This is a genomic window from Pseudarthrobacter sp. SSS035 (genome assembly GCF_023273875.1).
In the GTDB taxonomy this organism is placed as follows: Bacteria; Actinomycetota; Actinomycetes; order Actinomycetales; family Micrococcaceae; genus Arthrobacter.
Map to the genome: position 1 here is coordinate 3,184,736 of NZ_CP096882.1, position 16,172 is coordinate 3,200,907.

Annotated in this window: 12 protein-coding genes; 3 read left to right on the plus strand and 9 right to left on the minus strand. The window is 67.6% G+C overall.

Annotated elements, in window-relative coordinates; translation table 11 throughout:
* Positions 1 to 102: 102 nt before the first annotated feature.
* On the minus strand, positions 103 to 1,539 hold the full coding sequence (locus MUN23_RS14705; RefSeq protein WP_248759362.1) for a PucR family transcriptional regulator: 1,437 nt from the start codon (positions 1,537 to 1,539) through the stop codon (positions 103 to 105).
* Between the two features lie 157 nt (positions 1,540 to 1,696).
* Between MUN23_RS14705 and MUN23_RS14710 the strand changes: the two genes are divergently transcribed.
* Both MUN23_RS14710 and gabT read left to right on the plus strand, forming a co-directional pair.
* Positions 1,697 to 3,127, plus strand: a complete 1,431-nt coding sequence (locus tag MUN23_RS14710; RefSeq protein ID WP_248759364.1) for a gamma-aminobutyraldehyde dehydrogenase — start codon at positions 1,697 to 1,699, stop codon at positions 3,125 to 3,127.
* A gap of 92 nt (positions 3,128 to 3,219) precedes the next feature.
* Positions 3,220 to 4,590: a 4-aminobutyrate--2-oxoglutarate transaminase gene (gene gabT, locus MUN23_RS14715; protein ID WP_248759366.1), complete on the plus strand. Its 1,371-nt coding sequence runs from the start codon at positions 3,220 to 3,222 to the stop codon at positions 4,588 to 4,590.
* A 102-nt stretch (positions 4,591 to 4,692) separates the two neighbouring features.
* Here gabT and rarD read toward each other — a convergent pair whose 3' ends face one another.
* Positions 4,693 to 5,679, minus strand: a complete 987-nt coding sequence (gene rarD, locus MUN23_RS14720) for an EamA family transporter RarD (RefSeq protein WP_248759376.1) — start codon at positions 5,677 to 5,679, stop codon at positions 4,693 to 4,695.
* 93 nt (positions 5,680 to 5,772) lie between these two features.
* On the opposite strand from rarD, the gene MUN23_RS14725 reads away from it, so the two are divergent.
* Entirely contained in the window at positions 5,773 to 6,771 is a 999-nt protein-coding gene (locus tag MUN23_RS14725; RefSeq protein ID WP_248759377.1) for a DNA topoisomerase IB, read from the plus strand.
* A gap of 33 nt (positions 6,772 to 6,804) precedes the next feature.
* Here the strand turns inward: MUN23_RS14725 and MUN23_RS14730 are convergent, their stop codons facing one another.
* From MUN23_RS14730 to MUN23_RS14760, 7 genes are read right to left on the minus strand one after another with little or no spacing between them, the layout of a single operon-like run.
* Positions 6,805 to 7,551, minus strand: a complete 747-nt coding sequence (locus MUN23_RS14730; RefSeq protein ID WP_248759378.1) for a class F sortase — start codon at positions 7,549 to 7,551, stop codon at positions 6,805 to 6,807.
* The gene (locus MUN23_RS14735; RefSeq protein WP_248759379.1) at positions 7,552 to 8,415 is read right to left on the minus strand and encodes a phosphate ABC transporter ATP-binding protein; all 864 of its coding nucleotides are present in this window, start codon (positions 8,413 to 8,415) and stop codon (positions 7,552 to 7,554) included.
* 26 nt (positions 8,416 to 8,441) lie between these two features.
* Positions 8,442 to 9,410, minus strand: a complete 969-nt coding sequence (locus MUN23_RS14740; RefSeq protein ID WP_248759380.1) for a sortase — start codon at positions 9,408 to 9,410, stop codon at positions 8,442 to 8,444.
* Positions 9,407 to 11,095, minus strand: a complete 1,689-nt coding sequence (locus MUN23_RS14745) for a substrate-binding domain-containing protein (protein ID WP_248759384.1) — start codon at positions 11,093 to 11,095, stop codon at positions 9,407 to 9,409. Before MUN23_RS14745 ends, MUN23_RS14740 begins: the two co-directional genes overlap by 4 nt.
* Positions 11,092 to 12,372: a PstA family ABC transporter permease gene (locus tag MUN23_RS14750; protein ID WP_248759385.1), complete on the minus strand. Its 1,281-nt coding sequence runs from the start codon at positions 12,370 to 12,372 to the stop codon at positions 11,092 to 11,094. Before MUN23_RS14750 ends, MUN23_RS14745 begins: the two co-directional genes overlap by 4 nt.
* A gap of 2 nt (positions 12,373 to 12,374) precedes the next feature.
* Positions 12,375 to 13,394: a phosphate ABC transporter permease subunit PstC gene (gene pstC, locus MUN23_RS14755; RefSeq protein WP_104061816.1), complete on the minus strand. Its 1,020-nt coding sequence runs from the start codon at positions 13,392 to 13,394 to the stop codon at positions 12,375 to 12,377.
* Positions 13,391 to 16,111, minus strand: a complete 2,721-nt coding sequence (locus MUN23_RS14760) for a hypothetical protein (RefSeq protein WP_248759386.1) — start codon at positions 16,109 to 16,111, stop codon at positions 13,391 to 13,393. The genes pstC and MUN23_RS14760 overlap by 4 nt, the downstream gene beginning before the upstream one ends.
* Positions 16,112 to 16,172 lie beyond the last annotated feature (61 nt).

Sequence of the window (16,172 nt, forward strand, 5' to 3'; positions counted from 1 at the left end):
CAGTTAGGTAGCCAAATAGTTTCCACGCACCACGAAGGTGTCATAGGAGTATTCGGACCTGTTCGGAATCCGGATGGGCCTGCCTGGCTTACCTGGCCTGGCTTATCTGGCCTGCCGCGCCCCGAGCCGCGACACGGCGAGCGCCAGCCACAGCTGCACACGGTCCGCCGTGACCGAAGGATCGTAGCCGGTCAGCTCGGTGATCTGCGCCAGCCGGTACCTCACGGTGTTCCGGTGCAGTGTCAGGGCTTCGGCGACGGCGGCCACGGAACCGTTGTTGTTCAGGTAGCTTTCCAGGGTGGTCACCAGTTCCGCGCCGTGGGCGGCGTCGAACGCGCGCAGCGGGTTCAGCGACTCGTGGGCCATGTCGGCCAGGGGAACGTCTTCGCTGGCCAGCAGCAGGGAGGTCAGGCTCAGGCGTTCCGGCTCGTTCACCGGGAGCCCGTGGCTGGCCGCGTCGCGGGCCTCGAAGTAGCTCCAGCGCAGGCCGTTCGGCTTGGTGTACGCGCCGCCGATGCCGATCGTGGCGTGGATCCCGGCCTCAGCCAGGTGGTCGCTGAGACGCCTGGCCAGCGCAGGTGCCGCGCCGCCGTCGTCGTTAATTACCACCACCAGGTCCTTCCCGACGACGGCGGCCACCGCCTTCTCCAGCGGCTGCGGCACCGAGGTGCTCACCAGGGCCTTGTGATGGGCGGCGGACACCGCCAGCAGCACCACGTTTTTGCGTGTGCTGTTCAGGCCCACACCGGCGAGCCGGCGTTGGGCCTCGCTGGTCTCCAGGGCCCCGTGGATGACGTCCTCCAGCACCTGGCCGCACAGGGCACGCTGGGCCTGGCGCTGCTTGACCATGTTGTTCAGCTCCACGCTGATCAGGTTCTGGGCGTAGCCGATGATGCCCGAATCCTCGAACGGCTGGCGGACCCACAGCGTGCAGGCATCGCGGCGGCCGGTGGGGATGGGGTAGGACGCCCACGTGTCAGCGGAGGGGAGTTCGGCGCCGCTGTTGTACAGGTGGGCGGTGAACTGGGTGAGGGCAATCTCAGTCCGCAGCATCCCGCCCAGATGCTTCAGGAGCTGGGTGAGGCCACCGCCGGTGAGCAGGGCGCGGGCCAGGATCTGGTGGCCCGCGATCAGGCGCTCCAGCTTGGAGACATGATCAGCGGCCTGCGCTTCCGCCACCAGCTTGCCGATGGCAATGAACGGAGTCTCGTAAGGCACCTGGACGATCGGCAGCCCCCAGCGGTTGGCCTCGGCAATCAGGGCCGGCGGGACGGTGTCGTGCGTCAGACCTGTCCCGAAACCAATGCCCACGGCTCCGGCACGCTGGACCTGCCGGACGAAGCGCCGCTGCTCGGGCGCGGACCGCAGGCGCATGCCGGTGGTGAGCACCAGTTCGCCGCCGCTGAGGAAACGCTGCGGGTCCTCCAGTTCCGTGACGGCAACCCAGTTGATGTCCTCGTGCCAGGTGGTCTCGGCAAGGCCTGCATTGGACAGGTGGAGGGAGTGCACGCCGAGCAGGGTGGCGAGGGAAATGGCCATGGTCCAAGGATAGACGGACGCTGGTCAACCGCACTAAACATTGCGGCCAAGGGTGTGCAGGTGGCTATTCCCCGGGGGGAAGGTGCTGGCATAGGCTCAAGGCAGTCGCAACCATCCGCTTCGCAGCTGATGTTCCCTATGAAAGAGGTTGTACACCGTGGTTCATACCTTGCAGAACTTCATCAATGGTGAGTTCGTCACGCCCGCGGGCACCGCTCTGCTGGACATCGTCAATCCCACCAACGGCGAGGTAGTGGCGCAGTCTCCCGTCTCCGTCCAGGCCGACGTCGACGCCGCTATGACCGCGGCCAAGGACGCTTTCAAGACCTGGAAGCACGTCACCCCCGGGCAGCGCCAGCTGATGCTGCTCAAGCTCGCGGACGCCGTTGAAGCCAACAGCGACGAACTTGTGGAGGCCCAGCACCGCAACACCGGGCAGGTCCGCTCCCTGATTGCCTCCGAGGAAATTGCCGCCGGCGCCGACCAGCTCCGCTTCTTCGCCGGTGCCGCACGCATCCTGGAAGGCAAGTCCGCGGGCGAGTACTTCGAAGGCCACACCTCCTACGTACGCCGCGAACCCATCGGTGTTGTGGCCCAGGTTGCGCCCTGGAACTACCCGTTCCTGATGGCCATCTGGAAGATCGGCCCGGCGCTCGCGGCCGGCAACACCGTGGTCCTCAAGCCTTCCGACACCACCCCCGAATCCACCCTGGTGCTGGCCCGCCTGGCCGGCGACATCCTGCCTGCCGGCGTGCTGAACGTGGTGCTGGGAACCGGCGAAACCGGCGCCATGATGGTGGAACACCGGGTCCCCGGCCTGGTCTCCATCACGGGTTCCGTCAGGGCCGGCATCGCCGTGGCCTCCGGAGCGGCGAAGGGCCTCAAGCGCGCCCACCTGGAGCTCGGCGGCAAGGCCCCGGCCATCGTGTTCAAGGACGCCGACATCAAGAAGAGTGCCGCGGCAATCGCCGAGTTCGCCTTCTTCAACGCCGGCCAGGACTGCACCGCCATCACGCGCGTGCTGGTGGAGGATTCAGTCCACGACGACGTCGTGGCGGCCATGGTGGAGCACACCAAGACCCTGCACACCGGCTCGCAGAACGACGAAGACAACTACTTCGGCCCGCTGAACAACGTGAACCACTTCAACGCCGTCACCTCCGTGGTGGAGCACCTGCCGGAAAACTGCAAGGTTGTCACCGGTGGCCACCGCGCCGGGGACAAGGGCTTCTTCTTCGAACCCACCATCGTCACCGGCGCCAAGCAGACGGACGACGTCGTCCAGCAGGAAACCTTCGGCCCGGTCATCACGGTGCAGAAGTTCTCCTCCGAGGCGGAGGCGCTCGAGCTGGCGAACGACGTCGAATACGCCCTCGCCTCCAGCGTCTGGACATCCGACCACGGCACCGCCATGCGGATGAGCCGCGACCTGGACTTCGGCGCGGTGTGGATCAACACGCACATCCTCCTGACGGCCGAAATGCCGCACGGCGGCTTCAAGCAGTCCGGCTACGGCAAGGACCTCTCCATGTACGGCGTCGAGGACTACACCCGCATCAAGCACGTCATGAGCGCTCTCGACGCTTAAATACACTCCTGTCGGTGGTTGAGCTTGTCGAAACCAGATTTCGACAAGCTCAATCACCGAGACCCCGCCACGCTTTCAAGAAAGGCCCTCCCATGAGCACCACAGCAAGTGAAATCACCTTCCGCCTGGAACAGAAGCGCCGTGTCCAGGCTGACTTCCCGGGCCCCAAGTCCATCGCCCTGACCGAGCGCCGCAAGGCAGTGGTCGCCGCGGGTGTCGCCTCCGCCGTTCCGGTCTACGTTGCGGACGCCGACGGCGGCATCATCCACGACGTCGACGGCAACTCCTTCATCGACCTCGGCTCGGGCATCGCGGTGACCAGCGTCGGCGCGTCCGATCCCGCCGTCGTCGGAGCCGTGAAGGAAGCCGTGGAGCACTTCACGCACACCTGCTTTATGGTCACCCCGTACGAAAGCTACGTGGCACTCGCGGAGCAGCTCAACCGCCTGACCCCGGGCGACCACGAGAAGCGGACCGTGCTGTTCAACTCCGGCGCCGAGGCAGTGGAGAACGCCGTCAAGGTGGCACGCCTCGCCACCGGGCGTGACGCCGTCGTCGCCTTTGACCACGCTTACCACGGCCGCACCAACCTGACCATGGCGCTGACCGCGAAGGCCATGCCGTACAAGACCAACTTCGGCCCGTTTGCGCCCGAGGTCTACCGCATGCCCATGAGCTACCCGTACCGCGAGGAGAACCCCTCGATCACCGGTGCCGAGGCCGCCAAGCGCGCCATCACCATGATCGAGAAGCAGATCGGCGGCGACCAGGTTGCCGCGATCATCATCGAACCCATCCAAGGCGAGGGCGGCTTCATTGTCCCCGCCGAGGGCTTCCTGCCGGCACTGGCCGCCTGGGCCAAGACGAACGGCGTGGTGTTCATCGCCGACGAGGTCCAGTCCGGTTTCTGCCGCACCGGCGAATGGTTCGCCGTCAACCACGAGGACGTTGTCCCGGACATCATCACCATGGCCAAGGGCATCGCGGGCGGCATGCCGCTGTCCGCGATCACCGGCCGCGCGGACCTGCTCGACGCCGTCCACCCGGGCGGCCTTGGCGGCACCTACGGCGGCAACCCGGTGGCGTGCGCTGCCGCACTGGCCGCGATTGGCTCCATGGAGGAATACAACCTCGCCGGCCGCGCCCGCCACATCGAAGCGCTCGCCACCGGCCGCCTGCAGGAACTGCAGACGGAACTGGCCGGCGCCGGAAAGCCCGTGATCGGCGACATCCGCGGACGCGGCGCCATGCTGGCCATCGAACTGGTCCAGGCCGGTTCCAAGGAACCGAACCCTGAGCTGACCAAGGCCGTGGCCGCTGCCTGTCTCAAGGAGGGTGTCATCATCCTTACCTGCGGCACTTACGGCAACGTCATCCGCCTGCTGCCCCCGCTGGTCATCACCGACGACCTGCTGAACGACGGCCTGGACGTCCTGGCCGCGGCCATCAAGGCCAACGCCTAGGACGCCGCCACACAGCACAGCGCGAACTGGCAGTTAATGACCTCAAATCCCGGATTTGACGTCATTAGCTGCCAGTTCGCGCTTGGTTTTTAAGGTGCTCGTTTATGAGGTGCGGGCGCGCTTCCTTGCCCTCGATTTCTTGCCTGCCATCCGCAGCATATCGACAGTCAGCACCAGCAGGGCCAGCCACACCACACCGAAGCCGATCCAGCGGCTGGTGGTCATGGCTTCCTGGAACACCACCAAGGCCACGATGAACTGCAGGAGCGGGGCAACGTACTGCAGCAGCCCGATGGTGGTCATGGGCAGCCGGCGGGCCGACGCGCCGAAGAACAGCAGCGGCACCGCGGTGATCACGCCGGAGGCCACCAGGAGCCAGAAGTGTCCGGGGCCCTGGCTGGCCAGGGTGGCCGAGCCGCTGACGCCGAGGAACACCATGGTGGCCGCCGCGATCGGTGCCAGCACCATGGTCTCCACGCTGAGGCTGGTCACCGCGTCCGCCTTCGGCCCAACGCGTTTCTTCACGAACCCGTACAGCCCGAAGCTGAAGGCCAGGGTCAGGGCGATCCACGGCAGTTTGCCGTAGCTCACCGTGAGCACGCCCACCGCTACAAAACCGATTCCGACGGCGGCCCACTGGAGGGGACGCAGCTTCTCCTTGAGGACGAACACACCCAGGAGGACCGAGACCAAGGGGTTGATGAAGTAGCCCAGTGCGGCTTCGACGGCCTGGCCGGTGGTGACGCCGTAGGTATATGTCAGCCAGTTCACCGCAATGAGGGCCGCGGCGATGGCGAGGGTGCCGAACACCGAACGGTCGCGGAACGCTGCGGCCAGTGCACGCCAGGACCGGGTGACCGTGATCAGGAGGACGCAGAAAATCAGCGACCACACCACCCGGTTGGCCACGATCTCCACCGCACCGGCGGGCATCAGCGCGAAGAAGTACAGGGGGAGCAGCCCCCACAACCCGTACGCGCCGAAACCGAACAGGACTCCCGCCGTCGTCTCCTTGTCCACAGCCTTGGGGCCTGCTGGCGCGGTAACGGCGGTTGTGGGTAAGGCAGTAGTTTCAGGGGGAGTAGGCACCTAACCATTAACACCAGGTGCTGGACGCGTATTCCAGTCAAGAGTCAGTACGCTTTCCTTCATGGAACCGAAGACCCCGCAGGTTGCCGTCCCGTGAGGCTCCGCCGCAGCAACGCGAACGGCCGCGGCTACCGTCGAGTGCCCGCCGGGACGGGGTTCAGCTACCGGGACCTGGACGGCTCCACGCTGCCGCCGGGGCCGGTCCGGGACCGGCTGGAAAGCATCGGCATCCCGCCGGCCTGGACCGACGTCTGGATTGCGCCGTTCGACAACGGGCACATCCAGGCGACCGGCCTCGATGCGGTGGGCCGGCGGCAGTACATCTACCACCCCGCCTGGCGCGAACGGAAAGACCGCGTGAAGTTCAGCCGCGCCCTGCAGCTGGCCGAGTCGCTGCCCACCGCCCGCCGGCTGGTCACCCTGGACCTGCGCAGCGACGGTCCCGGCCGTGAACGCGTCCTGGCGGCGGCCTTCCGGATGCTGGACAGCGGGTCCCTGCGCGTGGGTTCCGAGCGCTACACCAACGAGAACGGCAGCCGCGGCCTGGCCACGCTCCTGTGTGCGCATGTCCACGTCCGGAAGGAGTGCCTGGAGCTGAAGTTCCCGGCCAAGAGCGGCAAGGACTGGGAGTCGGAAATTTACGACGCCGACCTGGCCGCCCTGGTGCGGACGCTTAAGCGCCGCGGTGGAAATGCCAGGCTCCTGGCGTTCAAGGAGGGCCGGACCTGGCGGCCGGTCACCAGCGCGGACATCAATGCCTACGTCAAGGAGCGGACGGGCCTGGACTTCACCGCCAAGGACTTCCGCACGCTGCACGGGACGGTGGCGGCCGCCGTCAGCCTGGCGCGCAGTGGCCCGCAACCGACCGTTGCCGCGCGGAAGGGCGCCATCAGCGTGGCCATGCTGGAGGCTGCTGCGGTGCTGGGGAACACGCCGTCGATCGCCCGGAAAAGCTATGTTGATCCCCGGCTGCTGGACCACTTTGCCGCGGGGGAGACCATCGACCCCAAACGCCTGGACTCCGCGGAAGCCGAGCTCCGGGCCCTGCTGTACCGGGAAGGCGACGTGGTGCCGCTGCGCCAGGGCGGCTGAGGCCCGTCGTTGCTGCCGGTTGTTGCCGCCTGCTCAGCCCGTTTGCTCGGCGTACACAACGTAGTTCTCGGTGGCGCCGGCGTCGTTCAGCTGGAAGCACGTCACCAGCACCAGCCGCCCGGGCACGGCAGCCCACAGGTCATCCCGCTGCCCGAGACTGGTCTTCGCATAGCCGGCCGCCCCCGTGACCGTGTATCTCGTGACGCCCTGCGGCGTGGTGACCAGCACCGCGTCGCCCGGCTGTGCCCGGCCCGTGCCGGCCTGGATGTCCATCAGACCGTTGAATGCCGAGTAGCCGAGGTTCCAGGAGTGGGCGGCCAGGTACGTGGTGTTGGTGGCCCCGGCGCCGGCCGGTCCGTAGTCGCTGATCCAGTACGCGAATCCATTGGACGGCGGGTTGACCCGGCGGTCGGCCGGGAGGGCCATCGGCAACACGGGGATGTCCATGCCGAGCCGCGGCACTTGCACCCGCACCGGCTGGCCTGGCCCCGCAGGAGTCCGGGCCAGTTCCCGGCCGGCCACCGCCTCAGCCTCTGCCGGCGTCTCCACCACCAGCGGGGCGCCGGCGCCGGCGCCGGCGCCTGGCGTGGCGGCGGAGTCCGGCCGTTGCGGCGCAGATTCCGTGGCCTGCCCGGGGACTGCCAGGAGCGGCTGGGCCCCCGTCAGGAGCGGGATTCCGTACACCAGCACCACGGCAAGGCCCAGCCCGGTCAGACCGACGGCGGCAAGGTTACGAAAGCGGCGGCGCCTGCGGGCGGCGGATTTGGGGGCCCGTCGCATTTACCCGAAGCGTCCGTTGACGTAGTCGCTGGTGCGCTGGTCCTGCGGGTACTGGAACATGGCGTCAGTGGGGCCGTGCTCAACGATCGCCCCGGGCGCGTTGTGTGCCGCCAGGAAGAAGGCACACGTGTCCGAGATACGCGCGGCCTGCTGCATGTTGTGGGTGACGATGACGATCGTGACAAGTCCGCGCAGCGACGCGATGGTCTCCTCGACGCGGCGGGTGGACGTTGGGTCCAGGGCGGAGCATGGCTCGTCCATCAGCAGTACACGGGGGGAAACCGCCAGGGATCGGGCGATGCACAGCCGCTGCTGCTGGCCGCCTGACAGTCCGCCGCCCGGCTGGTGCAGCCGGTCCTTGACTTCGTCCCACAGGGATGCCTTGCGGAGTGAATCCTCCACCAGGAAGTCCTTCTCCAGCCGGCTGGCCTTGATGCCCGCGAGCTTCAGGCCGGCGACGGTATTTTCGTAGATGGACATGGCCGGGAAGGGGTTGGCTTTCTGGAAGACCATGCCGATGTTGCGGCGCGCCAGGGTCACGCGCCGGCCCGGATCGTAGATGTCGGCCCCGTCAAGCAGCACCTGCCCCGCCAGCGACGCGGTTGGCACCATTTCGTGCATCCGGTTGAGGATCCGCAGGAACGTGGACTTGCCGCAGCCCGAAGGGCCGATCAGGGCCGTGACCTGTCCCGCTTCCATGGTCAGCGAGACACGGTCCAGGACCTTGCGCTCGCCGAACCAGGCGCTGACCGCCCTGGCGTCGAGCTCGGCCGCCTCGCTCCCGGCGAACGGGTCCGGGAAGCCCTCGCCCTCGGGCGGATCGAACACGGCCAGTGCGTGGCCGGAGGATGATTGCGTGGTCATCAGGGTTCCTTCTGTGGAGATTTTCACTAAAGCAGGTTGGGCAGCAGGAGGCTGACCTGCGTACCGGTCAGGACTGACAGCGCGCCCAGCATCGGCAGGAACACCAGCCAGGTCTCGCGTTGACCCCAGCGGTACCACGACCAGACGGCGGCCATGGCGGCCAGGATCAGCAGTTCCAGGCACACCAGGAGTCCCACCAGGTCCGAGGTGTCAGATCCCAGGGGCAGCTCGGCGGCCTCCAGGGATGCCGGATACAGGACCGGTGTGGCCTTCGGGAAAGCCCTGGACACCAGCTTGGCGTCGACCCGCAGCACGCCGTCGGGAAGGAAGGCGGCGCCGGCGGCGGTGGTCAGGGTCAGGCGCCCTTCGTCGCCGGTGGGGATGGACGGGCCAGGGTCGCCGGCGCGGCGGTGGCCGGTCACCTCGAACTCGGCCACGCCCAGCCCGGTGGTCACCGTAAACCGCTCGCCCGGTGCGAGGCGGGTCAGCTGGCCCATAGGGCCACCGTAGGCGGCGGCCCTGCCCATCAGGACGCTGGTGCCGCTCTGGCCTGGCAGGGGAGTGTCCCGCCGGTGGCCGACGCCGTCCATCAGTTCCCGGGACGTGGTTCCCTCCACTACCGTTTCCTGGAGGTTTAGGGCGGGAATCGAAAGCAGGGCCAGCGGTGTTCCCGGGGCCACCAGCGCGCCCGTGTGGTCAGTCTGGCCGAGGGGTGCGGAGCCTTCCGCCAGGCCGGTCCGGAGCTCTTCAAACAGCCGGGTCTGTGTGGTGGCGTGCTGCACGTGCGAGATGATCACAATGTTGATGATCTGGCCGAAGAGGATCACCGAGACCATCGCCAGACCCAGCGAAATCGCCTTGTTCGTGGGCGACGGCGGGAGCCTGACGGGGGTGGCCCGGCGCCTGTTCCGTGCCGTACGGCGGAGCCACGCGAGCGCGCCGCGGTGCAGGAAACTGGGGCCGGTCTGGCGCCGGCCGGTGAGTGTCGCGGTCATGGTTTTGTGCCGCGCTTGCTCCCCGCACGCCTGGCCAGGGCGCCGGCGGTCAGTGGCGGGACGAGGACCAGAAGGCCCACGAGGCCGCCGATGATCAGCAGGAGGTTCTGCGGTTGGCCCCAGCCGCGGCTGGACGCCAGCGTGGTGGTGACGGGCGTCAGCGGCCCGGCGACGCCGACGGCGGTCCCGGCCGCAACGGCTGTGCAGGTGCCGCTGTCGGGGTCACAGGCTGCCGCTTCGCTGGCCGGATCGACGGCGGCCGCTCCGGCGTCGGCCAGGTCAGTCACTTCGGCGGTGCCAGCCGGAACTTCGGCTCCTGCTGCGGCCGGGGCCCCTGCCGGGCCCTGGTTGACGGCTGCGTCGGCACCGCGCCAGGGTACCTGGCAGGCAGCGTCGCAGGCCTTGTCGAACGGTGCGCTCCGCACGAGTTGGTTGGCCGAAGGTGAGTCGCCCGGCTTGAACGTGGGGTTGTTGCAGGCGGGCGCCGAACCGCCGGACACACTGTCGCGGGTCTGGTCCATCTTGCGGATGGTGTCCTGGTCCACGCCCGGTATCTTGCGGATCTGTTCCATCCCGGCGAGGACCAGGTTCATGGGCAGCGGCGAGTATCCGAGTTGGCCCATGGGGCGCTGGCCCTCGCACAGGGCGTAGTTCGCGAAGAAGCCCAGGGTGGCTCCCTGCGCCGGGTTCAGGGCATTGGTGGCCTGGGTCGGGACGATCATGTACGAGTACGCCGACATGGGATACGTGCGGGGGTCCTTGTAGCCGTACACCTTGGAGAGGTCCTGGGACAGGTAGTTCGCGGACCCCTTGTCCTGGTTGATGCTCGCCTGGGTCAGCGCCACCGCCACGGCGTGCTCCGTGGGCAGCGTGTAGAAGCCGGCAGCGTTCTTGACCTGTGCCACCGGGAAGCCGATGCCCTGGGCGTAGGAGTACTCGTCGTAGTTGATGGTGAACTGGTTGTTCGCAGAGTACGTGGTGACGCCCTGGGACCCGTTCTGGGCGACGAAGTTCTTGAGCCCCTGGGTGGGGTAGAAGGACGTGGCGTGCTGCGGATCGCAGCCGGTGACGGCGCACAGCTTGGCGTAGTCGGCAGGGTACTGGCGCAGCAGCCAGAGCGTGAACTGGGCCGTGGCGCCGGAGCCGTCGGAGCGGACCACCACGTTGATGGTGGCGTCCGGCAGGGCAACGCTGGGGTTGTCGGCGGTGATGATCGGATCGTTCCAGCGGGTGACCTGGCCGGTGAAGATCTTGGCGATGGCCGGCTGCGAGAGTTTGAGGCTGGTCATCCGTGAGCTGCCGGCCTTCAGGTTGTACATAAAGGCGGTACCGCCGGCCACCACGGGCAGCATGCCGTAGGCGAAGCCGGGCATGCTGTTGTCGCGCGGGTCGGCGGTGTCCCCGGTGTAGGGGATTTCCGAGACGGCGAACTGCTTCATCTGGTCGGCGAATTCCTTGCGCCCCGTGGAGGAACCCTTGTTCTCGTAGTCCACGGTCACGCCCTGGGCGCCGACCCGTGCAATCCAGTCCTGCAGCGCGTTGCCCGCCCAGGAAGATCCGGAGCCGCCGATGCGCAGGTAGTTGGCCGCCTGGGCAGGCGCCAGGCCAGCCAGCACCATACCGAGTGACAGCAGGATTCCCAGGACCGCCGGAACGGTCCGTCGCTTGGAAAGGGGGCGGATCATGGTTTCTCCTGCATGTTGTCGGTAGGTGCTGCGCCCAGGCTCGCCAGCAGTTGGGCGTGGTTGCGTTCAATGCGGGGCAGGTCGCGCCGGGACCTGGCGGCCGCGCGCCGTGCCTGGGCCTGTGTCTGCTTGCCGGCGTCCTGGCCGCCGATGATGCGGGCGATGATGAACAACACCAGGACCACGAACAGCAGGAACGCCGCGGTGGCGAAGCCGCGAGCCACCATCTCCGGCACCGGGGAGCGGACGTAGTCCAGGGCAGCCAGCGGAAGCGGTGTCTGCGGACCCGAGAACGGATTGGCATTCATCACGCCGGTAAAGCCGGACGTCAGCAGGACCGGGGCGGTCTCCCCGATGCCGTGGGCAGTGGCCAGGATGACGCCGGTGGTCAGGCCGGAGCGGACTGTGGGCAGCACAATGTGCCACACCACGCGCCATTGGCCGGCGCCCAGGGCCAGGCCTGCCTCGCGCAGGTTTCCGGGCACCAGCCGGAGGACGACGTCGGCCGAACGGATCATGATCGGCAGCATCAGGACGGTGATGGCCAGCGAAGCGGCAAAACCATTGGTCTGATGCGTGATGGCCATAACCACCGCCGCGTAGATGAACAGGCCCGCCACAACGGACGGCAACGCCGTCATTGCTTCCACGACTGTGCGCACGATGCGGGCCAGGCGCCCGCCCACCTCGTTGAGGAATACCGCCGTCGTCATTCCCAGCGGAATGGTGATGGCCAGGGCGATGCCGATCTGTTCCAGCGTTCCCACCAGGGCATGCAGCACGCCGCCCTGGTCCAGGCCGGACAGGGGCCCGGCGCCGGTCATGTCGGTGGTGAAGAAGTTGAGGTGGAACAGCGCTTCCTGGCCGCGGGCGAACGTGAACATGACCACCAGGCCAAGGGTGCCGGCGACGGCGGCGCCCGCCGAGCTGAGCAGGACCGTCACCAGTCCGTTGCGGACTGCCGGGGCCGGCTGCCGCAGGTGTGTCAGGGCGGTGTACAACAGCAGGAACCATAGGTAGGAGACGATGAACAGCCAGCCCAGGGGGATCAGTCCCAGGGCAACGGTCAGCAAGAGTCCCATGGCCAGCCCGCCGGCGGCCGCGCCGGCCATCGACAGGACGTGGTTGCGCCCAACGCCAAGCCGTACCCGGACTTCGTCCGGGGCGCCCGGAGTGTTGGGCAGCTGCGGAAGCTCAGTGGCCGGGCGACGTGGCCCGGGATCGGCAGGCAGATCGGTCACTTCGAAGGTGGCGGGTCCGTCGTCGGTGGTAGTCATGGTCAGCCCTCGCTTTCTGCGCCGGACCGGGACCTCGCCATGATGGCTGAGGCCGTGATGTTGACCAGCATGGTGATCACGAACAGCGTCAGTCCCGCGGCCATCAGCGCGCTCATCGCAGATTCGTTGGATTCGGAGTACTTCAGGGCAATCATGGCGGCGATCGAGTTGGCGCCCTTTTCCAGTACATGGAAATTGATGGCATAGACCGGGCTGATGATCAGGTAGATGGCGATGGTTTCGCCGAGCGCCCGTCCCAGCCCGAGCATGGTGCCGCCGATGATGCCGCCGCGTCCGAAGGGCAGCACCACGGTCCGGATCATGCCCAGCCGGGTGGCGCCCAGGGCGTAGGCGCCCTCACGCTCACCCGTTGGTGCACGCCGGAAGGACTCCGTCATGATGGAGGTCTGGATGGGGACGATCATCATGGCCACCACCAGACCGGCGATGAAGGCGGAGGCCGTGAACGGCACGGTGTCCCGGAGCGGACTGCCCGGATCAACGCCGTCCACCTGCAGGAACGGTATCCAGCCGAACCACGTGGACAGCCACTTGCTGAAGTCCACCACGTTGGGCTGCAGCATGTAGGCGCCCCACAGGCCGAAGACCACCGACGGCACGGCGGCCAGGAGGTCAATCAGGCTGGTCAGTGCCTTCTGCATCCAGCCGGTGGCGACTTCGGTGATGAACAGTGCCGTCCCCAGGGCCAGCGGCATGGCGATGGCCAAGGCAACCGTGGCGATCTGCACGGTGCCCCACAGAACAGCGGCGATGCCGAAGTCGTTGGTTTCCGGCGCCCAGTTCTGGGTGGTCAGGAATTTTCCCAGCCCCACCTCGCTGATGGCGCCGACGCCGTTGCCGGCCAGGAAGAGGCCCACCAGGACCATGATGGCCAGGACGATTCCGCCGCCGATCCGGGTGACGGTCCGGAACAGGTAGTCCTGTTGTTCCAGCTGCTGGTGGAGGGTGCGGGGAGTGTCCTGCGCTTCATCGGCGCGGGAACGGGGCAGTACCGTGCTCATCGACGCCGCCCCCGTGCCAGCAGCGGCGCGGCGGCAGCGCTTGCCAATGCTGCCACGAGTCCGATCACCAGCGTGTACTGGGGCCAGGCGCTGCTGGTGGCCGCGGTCCGGCTGGGCACCGCAGCGGCGGCCGCGGGGGCAGCCGCAGGTGCTGCCGCCGGGACGACTTCTGCTGCGGCAGCGGCCGGTGCGGCCGGTGCCAGGACTGCGGGCACCACGTTTTCACCGGACACGGACTCCATCGGCATCAGGTCGGTGGTGGCGGCCGCGGCTTGCTGCGGCCCTTGGATTCCCTGCAGGGTCTGGATGCCGGCGGCGGCCAACTGCAGCAGCGCCGGTGTGAGTGGCGCGTAGCCAGGTGGCAGCATCCCGCTCCTGAAGCCGGTCTTCTGGCCTTCGGTGCTGATGTACGAGAAAAGCTGGGCGAACGTTGCGGCCTGGGTCTGGCTGACCGAGGCAAGGTTCACCACGCCGTAGATCGGCAGGGTCAGCGGATACGCGGTGGTGTAGTCCGGGACACTGGCAGGCTGCATGGCGCCGGGGGTACCGGTGGGTTCGAACTGGCTGGCTGCTGCCTGCAGGCTGCTGGCCGTGGCGCCAATGCACTGTGAGCCGCTGACGTTGCACAGCTGCGCGGTGGGCAGCTGGAACTTCGCTGCCGAGGCCGCGTCCGTAATGGACAGGACGCTGCGGCTGCCGTAGCCCTGACGCGCCACGGATTTGTACGCGGGCGGGCTGCAGTCGGCGCACCAGGACGTGGTGGACGCCGGCTGGGCGCGCACGGTGTTCTGGGCCGCCGCGGCCATGTCCTGGACGCGGGAATACTGGTCGCCTACGGTCAGGGCCGGCTCGGCGATGGAACCGTCGCCGGCCATAACGGCCTGCTTCTGCGCCCAGTAGACCTGCGGGTACGCCGCCCCTTCGGAGGGGTAGGACTGGCGGGCGTACGTGAACCCGTCAGGAGTTTTGGTCTCGGCGACCTTCCGGGCGGCCTGCTGGTCCAGTTCGGTGGCCTTTTCCTGGCATTCGCTGTAGGTCCGCGTCGAGTAGAACGGGTTGATGGTCATGCCGGACGGATCCGGGCAACCGTTCAGGAAGGCCCGGGAATCCTTGTCGTTGAGCAGCCAGTCCCAGACAGCGGACGCGGCATCGGAGCGCAGGCCCTCCACCACGGGTGGGCTGAGGTTGCCGGACGAACCCAGGCCCTTCGGGTTCAGGGCCCTGAACTCCGGATCATTCTGGATGGAATACGTCATAGGCTGGCCATAGGCCGTGGTGCCGGGCTTCGTGAAGGGGGCCTCAACGGCGGAAGCCGGGGCAGTGTGCTGCACGTAGCTCTGCGTGAGCAGCTTGGCCAGCAGCCTGGCATTGAGTTTCAGGTCGCGCACCAGACCGGCGCTGCGTGCCTTGTCGGCCTCCCACTCTGCCTTGTCCTGGTAACCGCAGTCGGCCAGGGTGTATTGCGTGAACGCTGCCGTGCAGGCATTGTCAATGGTCATGGCGACGACCACCCCGGCCAGCGCCGTCGGCACATAGAGGGCGTTGAGGTCACCGGCGGCGGGGCGGGTGATGAAAGCGAGGGTGTCGGGCTGCTGCAGCTGCGTGCGGGCCTGCAGGTCAGCCAGCGGTGAGAAGCCCAGCGTGAACTTCTTCGTGTCGCACACGGCGGGAATCCAGGATTTCATCGCCGCGCTGAGGGCTTCGGAGCCGACGCTGAGGGTTGCCGCCTGATCGGTGGGGCAAACTGCCGCGACGTCCTGGAAGTAGAGCGGGACCTGCAGGCGCATCGCCCACAGGCTGGGGGCCAGCGGTCCGGCCGGCAGAATGGCGTCCATCGCGGCTGTCCGCGGTACGGCAACCAGCCAGCATTTGGCCACGCTGGGTGCATCCGGGCGGTAGCCGCAGCCCATTCCGGAGGCTTCTGCGCCGCTCTGAACCTCGAAGGTGCGCGAGCCTGCGCCCTGTTCGGAGGACATAAAGCGGGAGAACTCGTTGGTGCTGGTCCGGCTGAAGAAGGGGTTGCGGTATTCGCTGAGGTTGAACCCGTCCGTGATCCGCGTTTGTTCACCGGTGACAGCCTGGAAGGGGGCCGGAAGGTTCATGGTGGGGGAGGAGGGATCCTGGGATTCCCAGTCCCCGCCGCGGACCAGGGGATCGTTGAGCAGTGAACGCTGGTGGGCCGTGCTGGAGATATCGCCGTCCAGTCCGGTCGCGCCGAACTGGCAGGTGGAGGGGTCGGGCTCGGTGGCCGCGGGGTCAGGCTTGTTGTCCGTGCCCGGTTTGCCCCAGCACTGGAACACCTGCAGATAGGACGTGCTGGCACCGTTGCTGCCGGCGGCGGGATCCGCTCCGGTGAAGCTGACGGTCACTGACTGGTTCTGCAGGTTCCTGGTCTGGGAGACGCTCACGGACAGGCCGCCCAGCCCGTTGCCCGGGCCGAAGGCACGGGTCGCTGAATCGCGCAGCCGCTGATCGACGTCGTCGTACGTCTTCCCGGCAGTGTGCGGCAGCTGCTGCTGGTTTCCGCGGTGAACCGTGCTCTCGGGGGCATTGTCAGTGTTGGCCCACGTGACGGTCGCCGCGGTGTCGCTGACCATGGAGCCGCGCGGCCCCCAGTCGGAGCCCGGAAGGGTCTGATCTGCCGAGCTGGGCGGAAGGGAGACCAGCAGGAGGGCGCCCACAGCGGCCGCAGCGGCCAAAGGGGAAGCCCACCGCACGCCGTGTCGCTGTCGGGGCCTGGCGCCGGCCTGTCGGGTATTCCATGGAAGCGGCATGAAT